Consider the following 21227-nt stretch of genomic DNA (forward strand, 5'->3'; position numbering starts at 1 on the left):
TTATGCCTCACCAAGGTATGCGCGGATCACGTCCGGGTTGTTGCGGATCTCTTCCGGCGTCCCGTTTGCCAGCGGCGTGCCCTGGTTTACCACGTAGATACGGTCAGAAATGCCCATCACCAGCTTCATATCATGCTCAATCAGCAGGATGGTGGTGTCGTGATGATCGCGCAGTTCGGCAATCAGCTCGTCCAGCTCTTTGGTCTCTTTCGGGTTCAGACCGGCCGCCGGTTCGTCGAGCATCAGGATTTCCGGCTGTGTCACCATGCAGCGCACGATTTCAAGACGACGCTGATCACCGTAGGCCAGGTTACTCGCCTGACGGTTAGCGTGCTGAAGCAGACCAATACGATCAAGCCAGGTGGCCGCTCTGTCGAGGGCTTCGCTCTGCGCACGGCGGAAGGCTGGCGTTTTCAGCAAACCGGAGAACAGACCGGATTTCAGCTGCTGATGTTGCGCCACCAGCAGGTTTTCAATCACCGTCATTTCACGGAACAGACGCACGTGCTGGAAGGTACGCACCACGCCCATACGCGCAATCTGCTGACCCGGCAGCCCTTCAAGGTGCTGGTCGCGCAGCATAATGGTGCCGCCCGTTGGTTTATAAAAACCGGTCAGGCAGTTGAACACCGTGGTTTTCCCCGCGCCGTTCGGGCCAATCAGGGAGACAATCTCTTTCTTGTGCAGATCCAGAGAGACGTTGTTGACCGCCAGCAGGCCGCCAAAACGCATCATCAGACCGTTAACGGATAATAATGGCTGACTCATGCCTGCTCTCCTTTCGCTTGCCCGTTTTTCAGCTTCAACTGTGGACGGGTCATCGGCAGCAAGCCCTGCGGACGCCAGATCATCATCAGCACCATCAAACCACCCAGCATCAACATGCTGTACTCGTTAAAGTCACGCATCAGCTCACGGGAGACCACCAGCAGAATGGCGGCAAGGATAACGGCGAACTGCGAGCCCATCCCACCGAGCACCACAATCGCCAGCACAAAGGCGGATTCGGCAAAGGTGAAGGATTCCGGGCTGACAAAGCCCTGACGCGCGGCAAACAGTGTCCCGGCAAAACCAGCAAACGCGGCGCTGATGGTAAATGCCGTCAGCTTGATGCGGGTCGGGTTCAGGCCCAGAGAGCGACAGGCAATCTCATCTTCACGCAGTGCTTCCCACGCGCGGCCCAGCGGCATCCGCAGCAGACGGTTAATCACGAACAGAGTAATGACCACCAGCAGCAGCGCCACCAGATAGAGCCAGATGACACGGTCAGACGGATCGTATTTCACACCGAAGAAGTTGCTGAAGGTATCCCAGCCGCCTTCGCGGGCAGAACGGCTAAACTCCAGGCCAAAGAAGGTCGGTTTCGGGATCTGGCTGATACCGTTCGGGCCACCGGTTACTTCAGTGTTGTTGAGCAGCAGGATACGGACGATTTCGCCGAAGCCTAAGGTCACAATCGCCAGGTAGTCACCACGCAGGCGCAGTACCGGGAAGCCCAGCAGGAAGCCCGCAGCAGCAGAGACCAGCCCCGCCAGTGGCAGACAGGTCCAGAAGCCCAGGCCGTAATAGTGGTTCAGCAACGCAAAGGTGTAGGCACCGATGGCATAGAAACCGCCGTAACCCAGTACCAGCAGGCCAGACAAACCTACAACCACGTTCAGACCCAGGCCCAGAATCACGTAGATCATGGTCAGGGTGGCAATGTCTACCGTACCGCGTGATACCACAAACGGCCAGGCAACAGCCGCGACCAGCAGCGCCACAAGGAACAGCTTCTGCTTAACGGTTGAGCCGTCGATAGCCGGCAGCACGAATTTCGGCCCAGAGACGTTTTTCAGCGTCTTCTGGAACACCGGACGCAGCAGCTGGAACAGGAACACCACCGCAGTGCCGATAAACACCCACTGCCAGCGGATGTCGGCGGCGGTATCAACCACCAGCTTCGTGCCATCCAGCTCTAACTGAACGCCCATAAAGACGCCCGCCAGCACGAAGAACATGGCGGCAGAGAGCAGCGCCATTGCAAAATGCATCGGTTTCATACTTTCTCTACCTCCGGACGACCCAGAATACCGGTAGGCATTACCAGCAGAACCAGAATCAGCAGGGCAAACGACACCACATCTTTATATTCAGTGCTCAGATACGCCGAGGAGAGTGCTTCAGCCACGCCAAGGATCAGGCCGCCGATCATCGCACCAGGAATACTGCCGATACCGCCAAGTACCGCTGCGGTGAAGGCTTTCATCCCGGCCATAAAACCGATGTACGGGTTGATAACACCGTAGAACTGGCCGAGCAATACACCAGCCACCGCAGCCATCGCCGCACCAATCACGAAGGTGAGCGCAATCACGCGGTCAGTGTTGATACCGAGCAGGCTCGCCATTTTCAGGTCTTCCGCGCAGGCACGGCAGGCGCGCCCCATGCGGGAATAACGAATGAACAAGGTCAGCGCCAGCATCGCAACAAAGGTGACGATCCAGATAACCAGCTGCATGGTGGTAATCGACGCAGAGAAGTTGTCGCTTGCCCCGACAATCCACTGGCCGTTAAACAGGCTTGGCAGTGCCACATCGCGCGAACCTTCGGTCAGGCTGACGTAGTTTTGCAGGAAGATGGACATACCGATGGCAGAGATCAGCGCAATCAGACGCTTAGAGCTACGTACTGGCCGGTAAGCCACACGCTCAATGCTCCAGCCGTAGGCGCTGGCAATCACAATCGCCCCCACGAACCCGGCGGCAACCAGCAGCCAGCTGCTGTCGATCCCCATCATCATCAGGGCGGCGATAATCATAAAGGAGACATAACTGCCGATCATGTACACCTCGCCGTGGGCGAAGTTGATCATGCCGATAATGCCGTAAACCATCGTATAACCGATGGCGATCAGTGCGTAGGTGCTTCCCAGCGTGACGCCGTTAAACATCTGCTGCAAGAAATAGAGAAACTGCTCGGACATATGCAAACCTTTTTATACCCGCCCGGACGCCCGGGCGGTGGGATAATTATTTGGCGACCGAAGACGAACCGTCGGCGTGCCACTTAAAGACACCAAATTCAAATCCCTTCAGATCGCCTTTCTCATCCCAGTTCAGCGGCCCAATCACGGTGTTCGCCCCGTGAGCTTTTAAATCTTTCACTAAATCCAGCGGCTCTTTGCTGCCGGTACGTTCCAGTGCGGTTGCCAGAGACTGCACGGCAGCATAGGTGATCCACACATACGGACCGCTCGGATCTTTCTTCTGCGCTTTGAGCGCATCTACGATAGTCTTATTCGCCGGATCCTGGTCATAGCGTTTTGGCATCGTCACCAGCATCCCTTCCGCCGCATCACCTGCGATGTTAGAGAGTGACGCGTTACCTACCCCTTCCGGGCCCATAAACTGGGTTTTCAGGCCGATGCCGCGCGCCTGGCGTAACATCTGGCCCATTTCCGGGTAGTAGCCACCGTAATACACGAAGTCGATATTTTCTTTTTGCAGGCGGGCAATCAGCGCCGAGAAGTCTTTCTCGCCTGCGGTGATGCCATCAAAGAACACAATATTCGCGCCGCCTTTTTTCAGGCCATCCTGTACGGAGCGCGCCAGACCTTCGCCGTATTGCTGCTTGTCATGAATAATGGCAATGCGCTTTGGCTTCACGTTTTCGAGGATAAATTTGGCGGCCGTTGGCCCCTGAGAGGAATCCAGACCTGCGGTACGCATGATGTGCTGGTAACCGCGTTGAGTCAGTTCCGGGTTAGTCGCACCTGGGGTGATCATCAGAATGCCTTCGTCTTCATAGATATCAGACGCAGGCTGCGTGGATGAGGAGCAAAGATGGCCGATGACGTACTGAATGCCGTCGTTAACGATTTTGTTGGCGACCGCGACAGCTTGTTTCGGATCGCAGGCGTCGTCATATTCCACCCCAACCAGTTTGTCGCCCTTGATACCACCTTTGGCGTTGATGTCTTTAATCGCTTGGCGCGCACCGTTGAACTCCATATCGCCCCACTGAGCAACCGGACCGGACATTGCACCTACCACAGCAACTTTAATATCTTCCGCCATAGCTGCATGTGAAATCGCCAGTGCAACTATCCCCGCGACTAACGTCTTCGCGTTCCTTTTCATCTCTGAATCCCCATTCGTGATGTTGTGTATATATTTTGTTTTATTATGGTTAAAAAGCATTCTGTACTTTTAATGAACAACGCTATTTTTACCAGTGCCTTTAATGGTTTAGCGCAGTTTTTTGTCAAAAACCAGACTAAAATCTCTATTTTTCAGGCGATTAAGCAAAGATAATATTCTGAAATCAGGCAGAGATAAACAAATAAAAGTACGGTTTGCAGCATAAAATAACGGTACAAAGCGCCGAATAAATCACTACTATTTAGGTTAAAATTCTGCTTGTTTTTCGATCCATGTGTTTTCGAACTGCACATTGTGACGCCGAAAAACTAATCGCCTGGTAAATGGTTTAAAAAGAGGAAGCCGCTGGCTGAATAAATTGAGTACACTGCGCATACTCTTTTTGATTTGGACAAGCAGCTAATGAAACTGACTATCATCCGTCTGGTGACCTTTAGCGATCAGGATCATATCGACCTGGGCAAGATCTGGCCGGAATATTCCCCTTCATCACTGACCGTTGACGAGACGCACCGTATTTATGCCGCACGCTTTAATGAGCGTCTGCTGGCGGCCGTGCGCGTGACGCTGAGCGGGACAGAAGGTGCGCTCGATTCACTGCGCGTGCGTGATGCCACCCGCCGTCGCGGTGTGGGGCAGTATTTAATCGAAGAAGTGATCCGCGAAAACCCGAGCGTGACCTCCTGGTGGATGGCCGACGTGGGCGTAGAAGACCGCAGCGTGATGGCGGCGTTTATGCAGGCGTTAGGGTTTACGGCGCAGGAAAATGGGTGGGAGAAGCGCTAGGTTTGGTTTGTGCGGCCTGATGCGTGCGGCCTGATGCCCTCACCCCGGCCCTCTCCCACGGGGAGAGGGAGCAAACACTAAAATGGCAACCTTAAGGTTGCCATTTGCGTTTATTTGGCGTCAGTCGCCGTACCGTTGGCATGCCAGTCAAACACGCCGAACTCGAAGCCTTTCAGATCGCCCTTCTCATCCCATGACAGCGGCCCCATAACGGTATTTACGGTATTCGCTTTCAGGTATTTCGCAATCTCAGCCGGATCGGCTGACTGGTTCAGACCCGCCTGCAGAGATTGCAGTGCCGCGTAGGTGGTCCAGACGAACGCGCCACTTGGATCCTGTTTCTTCGCTTTGATGGCGTCTACGATAGGTTTGTTCGCTGGAACCTGGTCGTAGTTCTTCGGTTTGGTCACCAGCAGGCCTTCCGCAGACTCACCGGCGATGTTAGACAGAGACACGTTCGCCACACCTTCTGGACCCATGAACTGAGTTTTCAGGCCGGCAGCACGTGCCTGGCGCAGGATCTGGCCCATTTCCGGGTGGTAGCCACCGTAGTAAACGAAGTCGATATTCTCTTTCTTCAGACGCGCCACCAGCGTGGAGAAGTCTTTTTCACCGGCAGTGATACCGTCGAAGAACACCACGTTAGCCTTGGCTTTCTTCAGGTTATCCTGTACGGCACGCGCCAGGCCTTCACCGTATTGCTGTTTATCGTGAACGATCGCGATACGCTGCGGCTTCACTTTTTCCAGAATGTATTTCGCGGCAGTTGGGCCCTGGTCAGAATCCAGACCGGTGGTACGCAGGGTCAGCTTATAGCCACGCGCAGTCAGTTCCGGTGCGGTTGCCGCCGGGGTGATCATCAGAATGCCTTCGTCTTCGTAGATATCAGACGCTGGCTGGGTGGAAGAGGAGCACAGGTGGCCGATAACGTATTTAATCCCATCGTTTACCACTTTGTTCGCAACAGCTACCGCTTGTTTCGGATCGCAGGCATCGTCATATTTTACGATTTGCAGTTTTTCGCCTTTAATACCGCCCTTGGCATTAATGTCTGCAACCGCTTGTTCTGCGCCAGTAAACTCCTGGTCGCCGTATTGTGCTACCGGACCGGACATTGCGCCGACAACAGCCACTTTAATATCTGCATGTGCCATCGTGCTGAATGCCAACGTGATACATCCTGCCAGTAACGCTTTACCCTTCTTGTTCATCCTGAGAATCCCCATTGTTATGGTTTTTGCAATTGTTGTGATGTTGTTGTGCGGTATATTATTTTTCTTATAGGCATAAGAAAAGCATATGATAGTTATGTTTTGGGTCACTGCCCGTACCAAAGCAGCATACTCTGCTAGAACATACCCCATTTTTATGAATTTGGAATAGCTAATTTGAAATGTATATATGCTAAGCCCGGCAACGTTTCGCTGCCGGGCAGTGGCTTTATCGTGTCAGCGAGGCAGAGATAATATCCAGCGCTTTACGGAACTGCACTTCGGGGATGGTAAGCGGATAAAGGAAGCGAATAACATTGCCGTATACACCGCAACTCAGCAGCAACAGGCCTTCCTGCAATGCACGCTCCTGGACCTGGCGGGTAAAGTCCGGTGAGGGTTGCCCGGTTTGCGGATCGTTAAATTCCACCGCTACCATCGACCCCTGCGCCCGGATATCAGCAATAAACGGACAATCCGCCTTCGCTTTGTTGAGCACTTCTACCAGATGATGACCAAGGTGCGCCGCTCGCGTGCAGAGATCTTCTTCGTCAATCACGTCCAGCACGGCATGTGCCGCGGCAATCGCCAGCGGGTTACCCGCATAGGTGCCGCCCAGCCCGCCCGGTGCAGGGGCATCCATAACCTCTGCCCGGCCAGAAACAGCCGAGAGCGGCATCCCACCCGCCAGGCTTTTCGCCATGGTGATCATGTCAGGCTTCACGCAGTGGTGTTCCATCGAGAAGAGTTTACCAGTACGGGCAAACCCGGTTTGTACTTCGTCGGCAATCAGCAAAATACCGTGGGTATCACATAATGCGCGCAGCGACTGCATGAAATCGGCAGGCGCGACGTTAAAACCGCCCTCTCCCTGTACCGGCTCAAGAATAATGGCGGCAACCTGGTCCGGGGCAATATCCGCTTTAAAGATACGCTCGATGCTTTTTAACGCCTCCTGGCTGCTCACGCCGTGAAGTGCATTGGGATATTGTGCGTGGTAAATCGAGCCCGGGAAGGGACCAAAACCGATTTTGTAAGGCGCGACCTTGCCGGTCAGCGCCATTGTCATATAGGTGCGGCCATGAAAACCGCCACCAAAGGTGATAACGCCAGGACGTTTGGTGTAAGCACGGGCAATTTTTACCGCGTTTTCGACGGCTTCTGCGCCCGTTGAGAAGAAGGCCGTTTTGGCCGGACCGTCAATAGGCACACGTTCGTTAATCCGCTCTGCCAGCGCCACGTAGCCTTCATACGGTACAATTTGATAGGCGGTGTGAGTAAAGGCATGGAGCTGTTTTTCAATTGCCGCAACCACTTTTGGATGGCGATGCCCGGTATTCAGCACGGCGATCCCGGCGGCGAAGTCGATAACCTCGTTACCTTCCACATCCCACAGCGTGGCGTTCTCTGCTTTATCGGCATAAAAATTACACATGACACCGATACCGCGCGGTGTCGCCTGCAAACGCCGGTCATTCAGTTCTTTATTTTTCACCCTGTCCCCCTGAGATTTCAGCAGCCCAAAATGCAAATAGCGCATCTGTAAGTGTTTGCCAGGGGGGAGGAATTCGCCAGAGGAGGCGCTAAAAAAACAAAACCCCCGAATTTACATTCGAGGGTTCTCGTCATACTTCGCGGAAATTACGCTTCGATAGCGGCGCGAAGTTTTTTCATGGCGTTCTTTTCAAGCTGACGTACACGTTCAGCGGAGACACCGTAGCGGTCGGCCAGCTCCTGCAAGGTGGACTTGTTGTCTTCGTCCAGCCAGCGGGCACGGATAATATCCTGGCTGCGCTCATCGAGGCCTTCCATCGCATGAGTCAGTTTGTTGGCAGCCTGGTCTTCCCAGTTGTCCTCTTCAATGCCATCAGCAAAGTTGGAGGATTTATCCTGAAGATACAGAACCGGCGCCATCGGCTGGCTGTCAGACGCATCGTCGTCAGAAGACATATCAAACGTCATGTCCTGAGCGGCCATACGAGACTCCATCTCACGCACATCTTTGCTGGACACACCCAGCTCACGCGCCACCATTTCAACTTCATCCTGATTGAACCAGCCCAGACGCTGCTTGGTTTTACGCAGGTTGAAGAACAGTTTGCGTTGCGCTTTTGTCGTGGCGACTTTCACGATACGCCAGTTACGCAGGACATATTCGTGAATTTCAGCTTTGATCCAGTGTACGGCGAAGGAGACGAGTCGCACACCCACTTCCGGGTTAAAGCGTCGTACTGCCTTCATCAGACCGATGTTACCTTCCTGAATCAAGTCCGCCTGCGGCAGGCCGTAGCCCGCATAATTACGAGCAACGTGAACAACAAAGCGCAGGTGAGACAGGATCAGCGTCTTAGCTGCTTCCAGATCGCCCTGGTAATGCAGCTTTTCAGCAAGCTCCTTTTCTTCCTCGGCCGTTAACATCGGCCAGGTGTTCGCAGCCCGGATGTAAGACTCCAGGTTACCAACAGGGGCTAAAGCTAAAGTTTGCATTTCTTTGGTCATTCATTCCTCTCAATGTTTCTTCTGGTCCAGGTTATCCCCATCAGGCAACAACCATGCCAAAGCGTTTGAGCAACGAGATTAGCATTCACTCTTTTATCAGACAGTGATTTTATCCACAAGTTCCAGGTGCAACGGTGAATAAATTACGCACAAAATGTGACATGAAGATGATATTGCGGGGGAAGAGAAAACAGGGACTCTTTCCCTGCAAGCGAACAGCTCGGTGCAGGGAAAGATTATATCACGCTTTTATTATTCGGGAGTAAAGTGACGTAAATGTTGGACCGTCGCCAGCCATGCCGCTACCCAGCCGATCATAGAGCAAACCAGCAGTAACAACAGGCACTCATCGAACCCTAAGCCACTGATATTAAACTTAGTGCCAAAAACCTGCGCCACTTCGGTCACGGCAGATGAAAGCCGCATCACCAAAATTTCTGACAATATCAATGAAAGAAATGCGCCAGAAAAACCCAGCAATGCGCCGCCGTACAGGAACGGACGAAGGATAAACCCATCCGTGGCGCCAATCAGTTTTTGCACGTTGATGGTGTCACGGCGGGCAAAGATGCTCAGGCGTACGCTGTTACCAATGACGAGGAAGACCGCAGCTACCATCAGCACACCGATCATCGCCGACACACGGCCAACCAGCCCAGTCAGGGCCGACAACCGCGCAAACCAGCTATCGTCCATCCGCACTTCATCAATCCCCTTAATGCGCGAAATACGGTCACGCAGGGTATTCAGGGCTTCGGTTCCCTGGAAGTCGAGCTTCGGGTTCACCACGGCCACGGCAGGCAGCGGGTTCTCTTCGAGCATATCCAGCGCACCGCCAAACCCGGACCAGTTGCGGAACTCACCCAGCGCCTCTTCGCGCGAAAGATAATTCACCTTATCGACGCCCTGCTCAGCCTGGATTTGCCCCACAACCTGCGCTGCCGCGTTATCGTCGAGCGCTTTATCCAGATACACCGTGATTTGCGGTGAAGGGTAGTACTGCGAAGCCGCCTGATTAACGTTCTTGTAGACCATGTAACAGACGCTTGGCAGCGTCAGGGAGATGGCAATCACCATCACCGTCAGGAACGTGGCCAGTGGTTTGCTTTTCAGATCCTGCAACGCACCGTGGAAGGCATAGCGTACCTGCTCATTGAAAACGTTGGTTTTACGCGAGTTCGGTTTTGGCGCAGCTTTCGCACGCTTTGGCGTATTGCGGTTGTTATCCCCGCCGCCCTGCGGTTTACGGAACCGGTCAAAGCGGTTCCCAAACTGCCGAATCTGGTTTATTGCGTCACGCTTATTCACCCAGGCCTCCGTGCAAATGACCGTCGCTCAGAGTCAGCATCCGGTACGAACGACGGGAGATAAGCCCGATGTCGTGCGTTGCCATCAATACTGTCACCCCAACACGGTTAAATTCCTCAAACAGACGCAAGATCCCTTCCGACAGGGCATCGTCCAGGTTACCGGTAGGTTCATCCGCCAGCAGCACAGCAGGTTTGTTCACCACCGCGCGGGCGATACCCACACGCTGCTGTTCACCGCCAGAGAGCTGGATCGGGAAGTTCTTCGCTTTGTCCAGAAGCCCGACTTTATCCAGCGCCGCCGACACACGGCGACGAATATCATCATAGCTGGCACCGGCAATGATCAGTGGGATCGCCACGTTATCAAATACGGTGCGATCCATCAGCAGGTGGTGATCCTGGAAAATCATACCGATCTGGCGACGCAAGAACGGCACCTCACGGTTTTTCAGGCGGCTAATGTCATGGCCGCTGAAATAGATTTTCCCGGCGCTTGGCCGTTCGATCCCACAGATAAGCTTGAGCAGGGTACTTTTCCCCGCGCCGGAATGGCCGGTCAGAAATGCCATCTCGCCCGGTTGCAGGTGGAACGTTACCCCCTGCAACGCTTGTCTCCCACCGAGATAGGCCTTGCTGACGTGTTCAAAGCGAATCATTGTTAATCCTCTCGGGCAAATAATGCCTCAATAAAGTCGTCCGCTTTAAACGGACGTAAATCCTCAATACGCTCGCCCACACCGATATAACGGATAGGAATGCCGAACTGATCTGCCACGGAGAAGATCACCCCGCCTTTGGCTGTACCGTCCAGTTTGGTCAGCGTAATCCCTGTCAGCCCTACCGCCTCATGGAACAATTTCGCCTGACTGATGGCGTTCTGCCCGGTGCTGGCATCAAGAGTCAGCATAATTTCATGTGGCGCTTCTTCGTCCAGCTTCTTCATGACGCGAACGATTTTCTTCAGTTCTTCCATCAGGTGCGATTTGTTCTGCAAACGCCCTGCGGTATCAGCAATCAGCACATCCACATTACGCGCTTTGGCCGCCTGAATGGCGTCAAAGATAACGGACGCAGAATCTGCACCCGTGTGCTGCGCAATGACCGGGATGTTGTTGCGCTGACCCCAGACCTGCAACTGCTCCACCGCTGCCGCACGGAAGGTGTCGCCAGCCGCCAGCATCACCGATTTGCCCTGCTGTTCGAACTGACGCGCCAGCTTGCCGATGGTAGTGGTTTTACCCACGCCGTTAACGCCAACCATCAGAATAACAAATGGTGTTTTGCCTTCAATATTAAGCGGTTCGTCAACTTTTGCGAGAATTTCGCCCATCTCGTCTTTCAGCAGACCGTACAGCGCTTCGGCGTCACGCAGCTGTTTGCGGCTCGCGCCTTCCGTCAGGCTGGTGATGATTTTACGGGTTGTTTCAACGCCTACGTCCGCAATCAGCAGTTGCTCTTCCAGCTCTTCAAACAGATCATCGTCGATCTTTTTGCCGCGGAAAAGACTGATAAATCCGGAACCTAAGTTTTCTTTGGTTTTTAACAGGCTGCGTTTCAGACGCGCGAAGAAACCTTCTTTAGTCGGTTTTTCCTGCTCCTGAACCACTTCTTCTGCCTGCTCTTCCTCCGGCACGACGATAACCGCTTCTTCTGCGGCTTCTGCCGCCAGTGCCTGAGCTTCCAGCTCTTCATCGGTGAGTTCTGGCTCGAGCTCTGCTTCTTCTTCGACCGCCTCAACAATTTCAACGGTTTCTGCTTCTGCCTGCCACTCTTCTGCGGCGATCTCTTCGGCTTTCACCTCTTCCGGTAGCGGCAACGCTTCATGCTCAACAACCGCCTGAGGCGCTTCTTCAATAATATCTTCGCGCTCAGCGTCAACCTGAAGGGTTTCAGATGCCTCTTCCAGCGCTTCAGGCTCTGGCTTCTCGCTTTCCTGAACCTGTTCGGTGACGTCAACAATCTCTTCAGCAAAGGCTTCTGTCTCTTCTTTGCTGTGCGTATGTTCTTCCGCTTCTACAACTGCGGCGGTTTCGACAGGCGTTTCAGCCGGCTTATGCTCTTCAACCGCCAGTTGTTCTTCGATTTTCTGTTCTGTTTCTTGCTCTTTTTCACCGAAGCCCAGCCAGGAAAAGAAGCCACGTTTTTTTTGTTTTGCCATCTGCGACTACACTCCTCGCGGCGCTATATACATGGAAGCTAAAAAAATGATGAAATAGTCTATCACTTAACTTAATTAACATCATCGCCTGCAATCGCAGGCCAATTGTTAGCAGAGCTTTCCTGAAATGAAGAAAACTACCCGCCAGGCCGGGCAAATTCGTATTATCGGCGGCCAGTGGCGAGGCCGGAAATTACTGGTGCCGGACAGCCCCGGTTTGCGCCCAACGACTGACCGCGTAAGAGAAACCCTGTTCAACTGGCTGGCACCTTCAATGGTAGATGCCCGCTGCCTTGACTGCTTCGCCGGGAGCGGCGCTTTAGGTCTTGAAGCGCTGTCGCGCTATGCCGCCAGCGCCACGCTGCTCGAAATGGAGCGTGGTGTTGCTCAACTGCTTGTGCAAAATCTGGCGACGCTGAAAGCCGCTAATGCCAAAGTGGTGAACACCAACACCCTTTCCTTCCTGTCACAGCCGGGTACACCGCATGATGTGGTGTTTGTTGATCCGCCGTTCCGTAAGGGGCTGCTGGAAGAGACGCTCTCCCTGCTTGAAAACAACGGCTGGCTGGCCGACGGCGCGCTGATCTACGTAGAAAGCGAAGTTGAAAACGGTTTACCACCAGTGCCTGTTTACTGGGATCTGCACCGTGAAAAGGTAGCAGGCCAGGTTGCCTATCGTCTGTATCACCGACAAGTACAAGGAGGATCCGATGCCGGTACTGATTAATCTGGGACGTTTACTGATGCTGGGTGTATGGGCATTTCTGATCCTGAACCTGGTGCATCCATTCCCGCGGCCGATGAATATTTTCGTCAACGTGGCGCTGATCTTTACCTCTTTTATGCACGCGTTGCAGATGGTGATGCTGAAAAACGGTCTGCCGAAAGATGGCCCACAAATGACCGGCTGGCAGCAGCTGCGGGTGTTTATTTTTGGCGTGTTTGAACTGCTGGTGTGGATGAAAAAGTTTAAGGCGCAGGTGAAGAAGTAAGTGGCCTGATGCCCTAACCCTCTCCCCAAGGGTTGAGGAATCCCCACAAAAATACGAGCACGGACGGCTCCCTCTCCTTTTTGGGGAGAGGGCTGGGGTGAGGGGGAACATACGGCTCAGGTGGTCATTCCGTTCACTTTACGTTCCTTGCTACTCTGTCACCACAATACCGGTGAACGTGCCAGGGTAGCTCACCGCCGCTACCCTGGCGACCCGGGCTCCCGGCAAGAAAATCGTCGCTTCGCGATGCCCTCAGCGTTTGCTCCAGGCTAATCGGGGACGGGCGGATGAAACGTCCCTGTAAAGCCGCCCTCGCCGCGCATCCATGCGCGTCGCCCCGGCCTTCCGTAAACGCTTCGGCGATTTTCAGCCGGACCATGACACCGCTGTAAGTCCCTTAATTCAATGGCGTAATATCATCGCTGAATTAAAGACAAAAATTACTGGGGAACCCTCAGCCCACCGGGAGAGGGGACTGACCTTGCATTATTCGGCCCTGAACCCCTCGAACCGCGACCCTTTGTAGCTCAATGTCCCTCTGTCCCCGACCGTCAGCTGATGGTACTGCTGCGCGTCCAGACGGAACGTCATTTCCAGCCCGCCGGTTTCCGGTTTAAAGCTCGCCTCATACCGCACGGATGTCCCGGCTGGCGCTGTTTGCTGCTGGCGCGAACGGCGGTCGTTGAGGGGTTTTTCGCGCTTATTGCGGACCACCACGCGTTTTTGCAGTAACGGCGCGGCATCGTTATTGGCCTTCTCGCGGCGCTGCTGCACAAAACGGAACGAGGCGGCGATAACAATTATGGCCACCACGACAACGAAAAACAGCGGCATCTTGCTCATTGGTTTATCCCATCAGATTATGCGGAAATCAGGATACCTTGCCTTATCCGACATTGCCAAACGCCTGCCCGCATCACTACACTGAATCAGAAACTGATTATTCAGTCATAACAGATACAGGGAGTTAATATGCTTTGGTCATTTATCGCTGTCTGTTTGTCTGGCTGGCTCTTCGTCGATGCATCTTATCGCGGGCCTGCCTGGCAGCGTTGGTTGTTTAAACCCGTTACCCTACTTCTCCTGCTGCTGCTCGCCTGGCAGGCTCCAATGTTCAATGCCGTCAGCTACCTGGTGCTCGCAGGTCTGTGCGCCTCACTGGTTGGCGATGCCTTAACGCTGCTACCCCGTCAGCGCTTGCTGTATGCCGTTGGGGCATTTTTCCTGTCGCACCTGCTTTACACCATCTACTTTGCCAGCCAGATGACACTCTCCTTCTTCTGGCCGTTGCCGCTGGTATTGCTGGTGATTGGCGCACTGCTGGTCGCGGTGATCTGGACACGCCTTGAAGAGATGCGATGGCCAATCTGCACCTTTATCGCCATGACGCTGGTGATGGTGTGGCTGGCGGGTGAGCTGTGGTTCTTCCGCCCAACGTCAGCTGCGATGTCGGCATTCTTCGGCGCAACGCTGCTGCTTATTGGCAATATTGTCTGGCTGGGCAGCCATTATCGCGGCCGTTTCCGCGCGGATAACGCGATTGCCGCCGCCTGTTACTTTGCCGGGCACTTCCTGATTGTACGATCGCTGTACATCTAAATAACCCTTGACTCTGGAGTCGACTCCAGAGTGTATGCTGCGGCTAATGAGAAAATTATCATTACCGGAGAATGCCATGTCGACTCCAGAGACAAACAAAAAAGTGCCACAATTTTCGGCACTTAAGCTTAACCCTCTTCCCGCAAAAGACGATTGCTGCTGCGAAGGCTCCTGCACAACTCAGCCTGAACAGGCATTACCCGATAACGGAAACCGTTACAGTTGGGTGGTGAATGGTATGGATTGCGCCGCCTGCGCACGTAAAGTCGAAAATGCCGTCCGGCAGGTGAAAGGCGTCGACCATGTTCAGGTGCTTTTCGCCACTGAAAAACTGTTGGTCAGTGCTGCCTCAGATATCAGCGCCCAGGTTGAAGCCGCCGTGAAAGGCGCCGGATATTCCCTGCGCAGCGAAGATGCCCCGGCCGAAAAAGTCAGCCCGCTGCGCGAAAATCTCCCGCTGATAATGCTGATTATCATGATGGCGTTAAGCTGGGCACTGGAACAGTTCAACCATCCTTTCGGTAATCTGGCCTTTATCGCCACCACGCTGGTCGGGCTGTACCCTATCGCCCGCCAGGCAGTGCGTCTGATGAAAACCGGAAGCTGGTTTGCCATCGAAACACTGATGAGCGTTGCCGCGATTGGCGCGTTGTTCATTGGCGCAACGGCAGAAGCGGCGATGGTACTGCTGCTGTTTTTAATTGGTGAGCGCCTTGAAGGCTGGGCTGCAAGCCGTGCGCGTAAAGGTGTCAGTGCGTTAATGGCGCTGAAACCCGAAACCGCAACTCAGCTGGTCAACGGTGAGCGTAAAACCGTGGCTATCAGTGCACTGCGCCCCGGGGATGTTATCGAAGTGGCCGCAGGCGGCAGGTTACCTGCCGACGGCGCGCTACTTTCGGCAACGGCCAGTTTCGATGAAAGCGCCCTTACCGGCGAGTCGATTCCCGTGGAGCGTGAAGCGGGTGAAAAAGTCCCTGCCGGAGCCACCAGCGTCGACCGTCTGGTGCAATTGACCGTACTCTCCGAACCAGGCGACAGCGCTATCGACCGCATTCTGAAGCTCATTGAAGAGGCCGAAGAGCGCCGTGCGCCGGTGGAACGCTTTATCGATCGCTTTAGCCGCATTTACACCCCTGCCATCATGCTGGTTGCCCTGCTGGTCACCATTATCCCGCCATTGTTGTTTGGCGCGCCGTGGGAAGGCTGGATCTACAAGGGCCTGACGCTGCTGCTGATTGGTTGCCCGTGCGCGCTGGTTATCTCCACACCCGCTGCGATTACATCAGGCCTTGCCGCCGCAGCACGCCGCGGTGCGCTGATTAAAGGCGGTGCGGCACTGGAGCAGTTGAGCCAGGTTCAGCATATCGCATTTGATAAAACCGGTACGCTGACGGTGGGTAAACCGCAGGTGACTGGCGTTTATCCCCAGAACATCAGTGAAGACGAACTACTGGCACTGGCTGCCGCCGTTGAACAAGGTTCGACGCACCCGCTGGCCCAGGCGATTGTGCGTGAAGCGCAGTCCCGTGGGCTGACCATACCGGCAGCCACTGCCCAGCGTGCGCTGGTGGGTTCAGGGATTGAAGCCCACGTCGGGGACAAGAAAGTGCTTATCAGTGCTGCGGATAAATTCCCTGTGGCCGGGTTAGCTGCCCGCGTAAATGAGCTGGAACAGGCCGGACAGACGGTGATTATTGTGGTGCAGGATGGCACTGCGCTGGGGATGCTGGCACTGCGTGATACCCTGCGTGAGGATGCAAAAGCGGCCATGGCTGATCTGCATCAGATTGGTGTTCAGGGCGTGATCCTGACCGGGGATAACCCACGCGCCGCCGCGAGCATCGCCGCAGAGTTAGGCATGGAGTTTCAGGCCGGGCTGCTGCCTGCCGACAAAGTGAAGGCAGTCACCCGACTGAATGGCAGTGCGCCGCTGGCGATGGTGGGTGATGGGATCAACGATGCCCCGGCAATGAAAGCCTCAACCATTGGCATTGCGATGGGTAGCGGCACCGATGTGGCACTGGAAACCGCAGATGCCGCGCTCACGCATAACCGCCTGACAGGGCTTGCGCAGATGATCCGCCTGGCGCGCGCCACTCGCGCTAACATTCGTCAGAACATCACGATTGCGCTAGGCCTGAAAGGGATTTTCCTGGTGACCACGCTGCTCGGAATTACCGGGCTGTGGCTGGCGGTGCTGGCAGATACCGGAGCAACCGTGCTGGTAACAGCGAACGCGCTGCGGCTGTTGCGTAAAAGGTAAAACACCGCCCGGTGGGGGCTTCGCCTTACCGGGCCGACAAGATCCCGAACGCCTGCCCCGGGCAGGCGATTAACCTTTACGAATCAAATACCGGTACGGCAGCGCTTCCGTCTGCTGCGCGACCAGTTCGTGTTCCATAAAGGTACAAAAACCGGGGATGTCGCGGGTGGTTGCCGGATCGTCGGCAATGATTAAAAGCGTTTCGCCGGTCTGCATGTTACGCACGGTTTTGCGCACCATCATCACCGGTTCCGGGCAGCGAAGGCCCTGGGCATCAAGCGTATGGTCTGGGCTGGAAAACAGGTCGGTCATTTTCTTCTCGTTCACATAAAAACGGCTGTAGTTTACGCCCCGTTGCCGCCAATGCAAACCAGGTTAACGATTGCGTGAAAATTAGCCATTGCAAAGGTGAATGAAAGCAGTATCATGCAGCGGTTTTTATTGGGTTCCCTCACCCCAACGTTCAAAAAGGTCACAATATGACGCAGTTCTCTCAACCGCAGCGCGTAAAAGCGTTGTTCTGGCTTTCTCTTTTTCATCTGCTGGTGATCACCTCCAGCAACTATCTGGTACAGCTGCCGATCGCCATTTTTGGTTTTCATACCACCTGGGGCGCGTTCAGTTTCCCGTTTATCTTCCTCGCGACCGATTTAACCGTGCGTATCTTTGGTGCACCGCTGGCGCGTCGAATTATCTTTGCGGTGATGCTTCCGGCACTGTTCATCTCCTACGTGATTTCCTCCCTGTTCTATATGGGAAGCTGGCAGGGCTTTGAGGCGCTAACGCACTTCAACCTGTTTGTGGCGCGTATCGCTACCGCCAGCTTTATGGCCTATGCCCTGGGGCAAATCCTCGACGTGCACGTGTTTAACCGCCTGCGGCAAAACCATCGCTGGTGGATGGCCCCAACGGCCTCCACGCTGTTTGGTAACGTAAGCGATACGCTGGCCTTCTTCTTTATCGCTTTCTGGCGTAGTCCGGATGCGTTTATGGCTGAACACTGGATGGAAATCGCGCTGGTGGACTACTGCTTCAAGGTGCTTATCAGCATTGTGTTCTTCCTGCCGATGTATGGCGTATTGCTGAATATGCTGCTGAAAAGGCTGGCAGATAAATCTGAAATCTCTGCATTGCAGGCAGGTTAAGGGTTCGCTTTAACAGTTGTGATAAGATGCTCGAATGAGCCGTTATGGCCGTTTATCGAAAGGAAGAAGTCAATGCGCAATCTGGTTAAATATGTCGGGATTGGCCTGCTGGTTGTGGGCCTTGCCGCCTGTGATAACAGCGACACGAAAGCACCTGCTCAAGGCGCGTCAGCAGAAAGTAATGCGGCCGGGCAGCCGGTAAGTCTTCTGGATGGCAAGCTGAGTTTCTCTCTGCCAGCAGATATGACCGATCAGAGCGGTAAGCTGGGTACACAGGCGAACAATATGCACGTCTATTCCGATGCGACCGGGCAGAAAGCCGTGATTGTGATTGTGGGCGATGACACCAGCGAAGATCTGGGCGTTCTGTCCAAACGTCTGGAAGATCAGCAGCGCAGCCGTGACCCGCAGTTGCAGGTTGTGACCAACAAGTCCATTGAGCTGAAAGGTCACGCAATGCAACAACTGGACAGCATCATCTCTGCAAAAGGCCAGACCGCTTACTCTTCTGTGGTGCTTGGCAAGGTCGACAACAAACTGCTGACCCTGCAAATCACCCTGCCAGCAGACGATCAGCAGAAAGCGCAGACCGCCGCTGAAAACATCATTAACACCATCGTGATTCAGTAATTACTCACGATGGTGACGTGGCCTCCGGGGTTTGCTCCGGGGGCCATTTTTTTAGCCTCCACGTCAGCAACAACGCCACCGCCACCAGCCCCGCCGCCGCAAGGTAGATAACCGGCACGCCTGCCCACGCCATCACCAACCCCGCCAGTGGCCCGGTGATGCCCAAAGACATATCCATAAACACCGTATAGGTCGCAAGCGCAGCCCCCTGGTTTTGCTGTGGTACGGCCTTCACCGCCACCACACCCAGCGCCGGGAACACCAGCGAGAAGCCGGCGCCCGCCAGGAAAACACCCATTTTTGCCATCCACGGTGCCGCGGCAATCCCGGTCAGCAGCAACCCGACAATCTCCACGCTAAAACAGATCATCGCCACATTCAGCCCGCCCAGGCGGTTGATGCCGTTCGGGAACAGCAAACGCGCCCCCACAAATGCGCAGCTAAATAGGGTTAACGCAAACGCGGCCCCGTCCCACCCTTTTGCGTCGTAGAACAAAGTAATAAAGGTCGCGATGACACCAAAACCAGCTGAGGCCAGCGCCAGCGCCATGCCATAAGGCCACACGCGGCCAAGCACCGCACGAAACGGCATCGGCTTGCCTTTGCTGGCTTTTACTTTCGGGCGCGGCAGGGCAAACAAAATCGCCAGCAGTGCGACAGCCATAATAGTCAGCGCCAGCCCGTTTAACCCCGCAAATGAAAAACAGACCACACCCAGCGGCGCGCCGATTGCCATCGCCCCGTAGGTGACAATGCCATTCCACGATATCACTCGCCCAATGTGGGAAGCACCCACAACGCCCACGCCCCACAGCGTTGACCCTGTTCCGGCCAGGCTTTGTCCGATACCGAGGATCACGCGCCCCAGGCACAGCAGCACCAGGCTCACTATCGGCCAGCCGCTACTCAATCCGGCCATCAGGTAACTCAGCCCGCTGAGGAAGCAGCCACACAGCCCTAAGACCACAATGCTTTTTGGCCCGAACAGATCGGCATAACGCCCCGCATAAGGGCGACTTAGCAGAGTCGCGAAGTATTGCAGGCTAATCACCAGCCCCGCCCAGAATGCGCTAAACCCCATGACATCATGGACATAGCCAGGTAAGACCGCCAACGGCAGGCCAATGGTCAGATAACTGGCAAAATTAAAAATGACGACAGAAACAATACGCAGATTAAGGCGTAATCCGCTGAGTGCCGGTTCGGCGGAAGGTTCGGGCATGGGGTTCTACCTGGATTTTTACAACAGTGTTTCACTATTACCACGATGGGTTAAGAAAAGCAGCAGTGACTTTCAGATTAACGGCGTCAGACGAAGCGCAACCCGCGCACTACACTTAACAGGCTCCCGGCAAAAGGAATCCGTATGACATCTACCCAGCCCGACAAGACAGGTCTGCATATTTTGTTAAAGCTCGCCAGCCTGGTGGTTATCCTTGCGGGCATCCATGCAGCGGCAGATATCATCGTACAGCTCCTGCTGGCCCTCTTTTTCGCCATCGTGCTGAACCCGCTGGTGACCTGGTTTATCCGCCGCGGTGTGTCGCGACCAGTGGCAATAACAATTGTGGTTATCGTCATGCTGATTGTCCTCACCGCGCTGGTCGGCGTGCTTGCCGCCTCGGTGAATGAATTTTCCACCATGCTGCCAAAATACAACAAAGAGCTCACGCGCAAGGTCCTGCAATTACAGGATTCGCTCCCGTTCCTGCACATCCACATGTCCCCGGAGCGGATGCTGCAACGGATGGATTCAGAAAAACTCATGGCCTGGGCCACAACGCTGATGACGCAGCTCTCCGGCGCGATGGCCAGCGTGTTGCTGCTGGTGATGACGGTGGTATTCATGCTCTTCGAGGTGCGTCATGTGCCTTATAAGCTGCGTTTTGCGCTGAATAATCCGCAAATCCATATTGCCGGCCTTCATCGCGCACTCAAAGGTGTGTCTCACTATCTGGCGCTGAAAACCTTACTGAGCCTGTGGACCGGGGTGGTTGTCTGGCTCGGGCTGGTGTTGATGGACATCCAGTTTGCGCTGATGTGGGGTGTGCTGGCCTTCCTGCTGAATTATGTGCCGAACATCGGGGCAGTGATTTCCGCCGTACCGCCAATGATTCAGGCATTTTTATTTAATGGCCTTTATGAATGCATGTTGGTGGGCGCGCTGTTTCTGGTGGTGCATATGCTTATCGGCAATATTGTCGAGCCACGCATGATGGGGCACCGGCTCGGGATGTCGACACTGGTGGTCTTTTTATCGTTACTCATCTGGGGATGGCTGCTCGGCCCGGTAGGGATGCTGCTTTCAGTCCCGCTTACCAGCGTGTGTAAAATCTGGATGGAGACAACCAAAGGTGGCAGCAAGCTGGCAATTTTGCTCGGCCCGGGGCGCCCAAAAAGCCGATTGCCGGGGTAATAGCCCTACCAATATACGTAGGGTGAATAACGTATAAATCACGTCATTTTATTGCTGACAGATATAAATACGATGC

Annotated in this window: 21 protein-coding genes; 8 read left to right on the plus strand and 13 right to left on the minus strand. The window is 54.6% G+C overall.

What is annotated here, in order from left to right; genetic code table 11:
- Genes livG through livK form a run of 4 tightly spaced genes read right to left on the minus strand, consistent with a single transcriptional unit; the run spans position 1 to position 4121 of the window.
- Positions 1-768, minus strand: coding sequence for a high-affinity branched-chain amino acid ABC transporter ATP-binding protein LivG (gene livG / locus ACT9TW_RS03640; RefSeq protein ID WP_166718406.1), 768 nt, complete (start codon positions 766-768; stop codon positions 1-3).
- The gene (gene livM, locus ACT9TW_RS03645; RefSeq protein WP_014072159.1) at positions 765-2042 is read right to left on the minus strand and encodes a branched chain amino acid ABC transporter permease LivM; all 1278 of its coding nucleotides are present in this window, start codon (positions 2040-2042) and stop codon (positions 765-767) included. The genes livG and livM overlap by 4 nt, the downstream gene beginning before the upstream one ends.
- The gene (gene livH / locus ACT9TW_RS03650; protein WP_014072160.1) at positions 2039-2965 is read right to left on the minus strand and encodes a high-affinity branched-chain amino acid ABC transporter permease LivH; all 927 of its coding nucleotides are present in this window, start codon (positions 2963-2965) and stop codon (positions 2039-2041) included. Before livH ends, livM begins: the two co-directional genes overlap by 4 nt.
- A gap of 46 nt (positions 2966-3011) precedes the next feature.
- On the minus strand, positions 3012-4121 hold the full coding sequence (gene livK, locus ACT9TW_RS03655) for a high-affinity branched-chain amino acid ABC transporter substrate-binding protein LivK (protein WP_446491676.1): 1110 nt from the start codon (positions 4119-4121) through the stop codon (positions 3012-3014).
- A 423-nt stretch (positions 4122-4544) separates the two neighbouring features.
- Between livK and panM the strand changes: the two genes are divergently transcribed.
- Positions 4545-4928, plus strand: coding sequence for an aspartate 1-decarboxylase autocleavage activator PanM (panM, locus tag ACT9TW_RS03660; protein ID WP_182062841.1), 384 nt, complete (start codon positions 4545-4547; stop codon positions 4926-4928).
- A gap of 110 nt (positions 4929-5038) precedes the next feature.
- Here panM and livJ read toward each other — a convergent pair whose 3' ends face one another.
- The 6 genes from livJ to ftsY form a co-directional block, all read right to left on the minus strand.
- Positions 5039-6139: a branched chain amino acid ABC transporter substrate-binding protein LivJ gene (livJ, locus tag ACT9TW_RS03665; protein ID WP_182062842.1), complete on the minus strand. Its 1101-nt coding sequence runs from the start codon at positions 6137-6139 to the stop codon at positions 5039-5041.
- 229 nt (positions 6140-6368) lie between these two features.
- Positions 6369-7634 (minus strand): 4-aminobutyrate--2-oxoglutarate transaminase, encoded by a 1266-nt coding sequence (locus tag ACT9TW_RS03670; RefSeq protein WP_446491677.1) that lies wholly within the window; start codon positions 7632-7634, stop codon positions 6369-6371.
- Positions 7635-7780: 146 nt separating this feature from the next.
- Complete coding sequence (rpoH, locus tag ACT9TW_RS03675) at positions 7781-8638, minus strand: RNA polymerase sigma factor RpoH (RefSeq protein WP_166718417.1); 858 nt, start codon at positions 8636-8638, stop codon at positions 7781-7783.
- Positions 8639-8890: 252 nt separating this feature from the next.
- On the minus strand, positions 8891-9946 hold the full coding sequence (ftsX, locus tag ACT9TW_RS03680) for a permease-like cell division protein FtsX (protein WP_182062844.1): 1056 nt from the start codon (positions 9944-9946) through the stop codon (positions 8891-8893).
- A complete protein-coding gene (gene ftsE, locus ACT9TW_RS03685; RefSeq protein ID WP_014072167.1) occupies positions 9939-10604 on the minus strand; it encodes a cell division ATP-binding protein FtsE in 666 nt (221 codons plus the stop codon). The genes ftsX and ftsE overlap by 8 nt, the downstream gene beginning before the upstream one ends.
- A gap of 2 nt (positions 10605-10606) precedes the next feature.
- Complete coding sequence (gene ftsY / locus ACT9TW_RS03690; protein ID WP_446491678.1) at positions 10607-12106, minus strand: signal recognition particle-docking protein FtsY; 1500 nt, start codon at positions 12104-12106, stop codon at positions 10607-10609.
- Between the two features lie 127 nt (positions 12107-12233).
- On the opposite strand from ftsY, the gene rsmD reads away from it, so the two are divergent.
- Both rsmD and ACT9TW_RS03700 read left to right on the plus strand, forming a co-directional pair.
- The gene (gene rsmD / locus ACT9TW_RS03695; RefSeq protein ID WP_446491679.1) at positions 12234-12833 is read left to right on the plus strand and encodes a 16S rRNA (guanine(966)-N(2))-methyltransferase; all 600 of its coding nucleotides are present in this window, start codon (positions 12234-12236) and stop codon (positions 12831-12833) included.
- Positions 12817-13098, plus strand: a complete 282-nt coding sequence (locus tag ACT9TW_RS03700; protein WP_010436509.1) for a DUF1145 family protein — start codon at positions 12817-12819, stop codon at positions 13096-13098. Before rsmD ends, ACT9TW_RS03700 begins: the two co-directional genes overlap by 17 nt.
- Positions 13099-13584: 486 nt before the next feature.
- Here ACT9TW_RS03700 and ACT9TW_RS03705 read toward each other — a convergent pair whose 3' ends face one another.
- Entirely contained in the window at positions 13585-13941 is a 357-nt protein-coding gene (locus ACT9TW_RS03705; RefSeq protein ID WP_446491680.1) for a DUF2500 domain-containing protein, read from the minus strand.
- A gap of 129 nt (positions 13942-14070) precedes the next feature.
- Here ACT9TW_RS03705 and ACT9TW_RS03710 point away from each other — a divergent pair, with 129 nt between their 5' ends.
- Together ACT9TW_RS03710 and zntA are read left to right on the plus strand one after the other, a co-directional pair.
- Complete coding sequence (locus ACT9TW_RS03710) at positions 14071-14697, plus strand: lysoplasmalogenase (protein WP_259833105.1); 627 nt, start codon at positions 14071-14073, stop codon at positions 14695-14697.
- A 76-nt stretch (positions 14698-14773) separates the two neighbouring features.
- Entirely contained in the window at positions 14774-16960 is a 2187-nt protein-coding gene (gene zntA, locus ACT9TW_RS03715; protein ID WP_446491681.1) for a Zn(II)/Cd(II)/Pb(II) translocating P-type ATPase ZntA, read from the plus strand.
- A gap of 69 nt (positions 16961-17029) precedes the next feature.
- Here the strand turns inward: zntA and tusA are convergent, their stop codons facing one another.
- Positions 17030-17272, minus strand: coding sequence for a sulfurtransferase TusA (gene tusA / locus ACT9TW_RS03720; protein ID WP_008503071.1), 243 nt, complete (start codon positions 17270-17272; stop codon positions 17030-17032).
- A gap of 167 nt (positions 17273-17439) precedes the next feature.
- Between tusA and ACT9TW_RS03725 the strand changes: the two genes are divergently transcribed.
- Positions 17440-18105: a 7-cyano-7-deazaguanine/7-aminomethyl-7-deazaguanine transporter gene (locus tag ACT9TW_RS03725; RefSeq protein ID WP_014072175.1), complete on the plus strand. Its 666-nt coding sequence runs from the start codon at positions 17440-17442 to the stop codon at positions 18103-18105.
- A 72-nt stretch (positions 18106-18177) separates the two neighbouring features.
- Positions 18178-18735: a DcrB family lipoprotein gene (locus ACT9TW_RS03730; RefSeq protein WP_217187891.1), complete on the plus strand. Its 558-nt coding sequence runs from the start codon at positions 18178-18180 to the stop codon at positions 18733-18735.
- Between the two features lie 4 nt (positions 18736-18739).
- On the opposite strand, the gene ACT9TW_RS03735 is transcribed toward ACT9TW_RS03730, so the two are convergent.
- Positions 18740-19957 carry an MFS transporter gene (locus tag ACT9TW_RS03735; protein ID WP_446491682.1) on the minus strand — a complete coding sequence of 406 codons (1218 nt, stop codon included), beginning with the start codon at positions 19955-19957 and terminating at the stop codon, positions 18740-18742.
- Positions 19958-20101: 144 nt separating this feature from the next.
- On the opposite strand from ACT9TW_RS03735, the gene ACT9TW_RS03740 reads away from it, so the two are divergent.
- Positions 20102-21151, plus strand: a complete 1050-nt coding sequence (locus tag ACT9TW_RS03740) for an AI-2E family transporter (RefSeq protein WP_182062854.1) — start codon at positions 20102-20104, stop codon at positions 21149-21151.
- Positions 21152-21227: the final 76 nt, after the last annotated feature.

The sequence above is a fragment of the Enterobacter sp. C4G1 genome, assembly GCF_052886895.1.

Bases quoted from the DNA above. Each gene is read 5' to 3' on its own strand.
- livG (WP_166718406.1), bottom strand. From the start codon at position 768: ATGAGTCAGCCATTATTATCCGTTAACGGTCTGATGATGCGTTTTGGC.
- livM (WP_014072159.1), bottom strand. From the start codon at position 2,042: ATGAAACCGATGCATTTTGCAATGGCGCTGCTCTCTGCCGCCATGTTC.
- livH (WP_014072160.1), bottom strand. From the start codon at position 2,965: ATGTCCGAGCAGTTTCTCTATTTCTTGCAGCAGATGTTTAACGGCGTC.
- livK (WP_446491676.1), bottom strand. From the start codon at position 4,121: ATGAAAAGGAACGCGAAGACGTTAGTCGCGGGGATAGTTGCACTGGCG.
- panM (WP_182062841.1), top strand. From the start codon at position 4,545: ATGAAACTGACTATCATCCGTCTGGTGACCTTTAGCGATCAGGATCAT.
- livJ (WP_182062842.1), bottom strand. From the start codon at position 6,139: ATGAACAAGAAGGGTAAAGCGTTACTGGCAGGATGTATCACGTTGGCA.
- rpoH (WP_166718417.1), bottom strand. From the start codon at position 8,638: ATGACCAAAGAAATGCAAACTTTAGCTTTAGCCCCTGTTGGTAACCTG.
- ftsE (WP_014072167.1), bottom strand. From the start codon at position 10,604: ATGATTCGCTTTGAACACGTCAGCAAGGCCTATCTCGGTGGGAGACAA.
- ftsY (WP_446491678.1), bottom strand. From the start codon at position 12,106: ATGGCAAAACAAAAAAAACGTGGCTTCTTTTCCTGGCTGGGCTTCGGT.
- rsmD (WP_446491679.1), top strand. From the start codon at position 12,234: ATGAAGAAAACTACCCGCCAGGCCGGGCAAATTCGTATTATCGGCGGC.
- ACT9TW_RS03700 (WP_010436509.1), top strand. From the start codon at position 12,817: ATGCCGGTACTGATTAATCTGGGACGTTTACTGATGCTGGGTGTATGG.
- ACT9TW_RS03705 (WP_446491680.1), bottom strand. From the start codon at position 13,941: ATGAGCAAGATGCCGCTGTTTTTCGTTGTCGTGGTGGCCATAATTGTT.
- ACT9TW_RS03710 (WP_259833105.1), top strand. From the start codon at position 14,071: ATGCTTTGGTCATTTATCGCTGTCTGTTTGTCTGGCTGGCTCTTCGTC.
- zntA (WP_446491681.1), top strand. From the start codon at position 14,774: ATGTCGACTCCAGAGACAAACAAAAAAGTGCCACAATTTTCGGCACTT.
- tusA (WP_008503071.1), bottom strand. From the start codon at position 17,272: ATGACCGACCTGTTTTCCAGCCCAGACCATACGCTTGATGCCCAGGGC.
- ACT9TW_RS03725 (WP_014072175.1), top strand. From the start codon at position 17,440: ATGACGCAGTTCTCTCAACCGCAGCGCGTAAAAGCGTTGTTCTGGCTT.
- ACT9TW_RS03730 (WP_217187891.1), top strand. From the start codon at position 18,178: ATGCGCAATCTGGTTAAATATGTCGGGATTGGCCTGCTGGTTGTGGGC.
- ACT9TW_RS03735 (WP_446491682.1), bottom strand. From the start codon at position 19,957: ATGCCCGAACCTTCCGCCGAACCGGCACTCAGCGGATTACGCCTTAAT.
- ACT9TW_RS03740 (WP_182062854.1), top strand. From the start codon at position 20,102: ATGACATCTACCCAGCCCGACAAGACAGGTCTGCATATTTTGTTAAAG.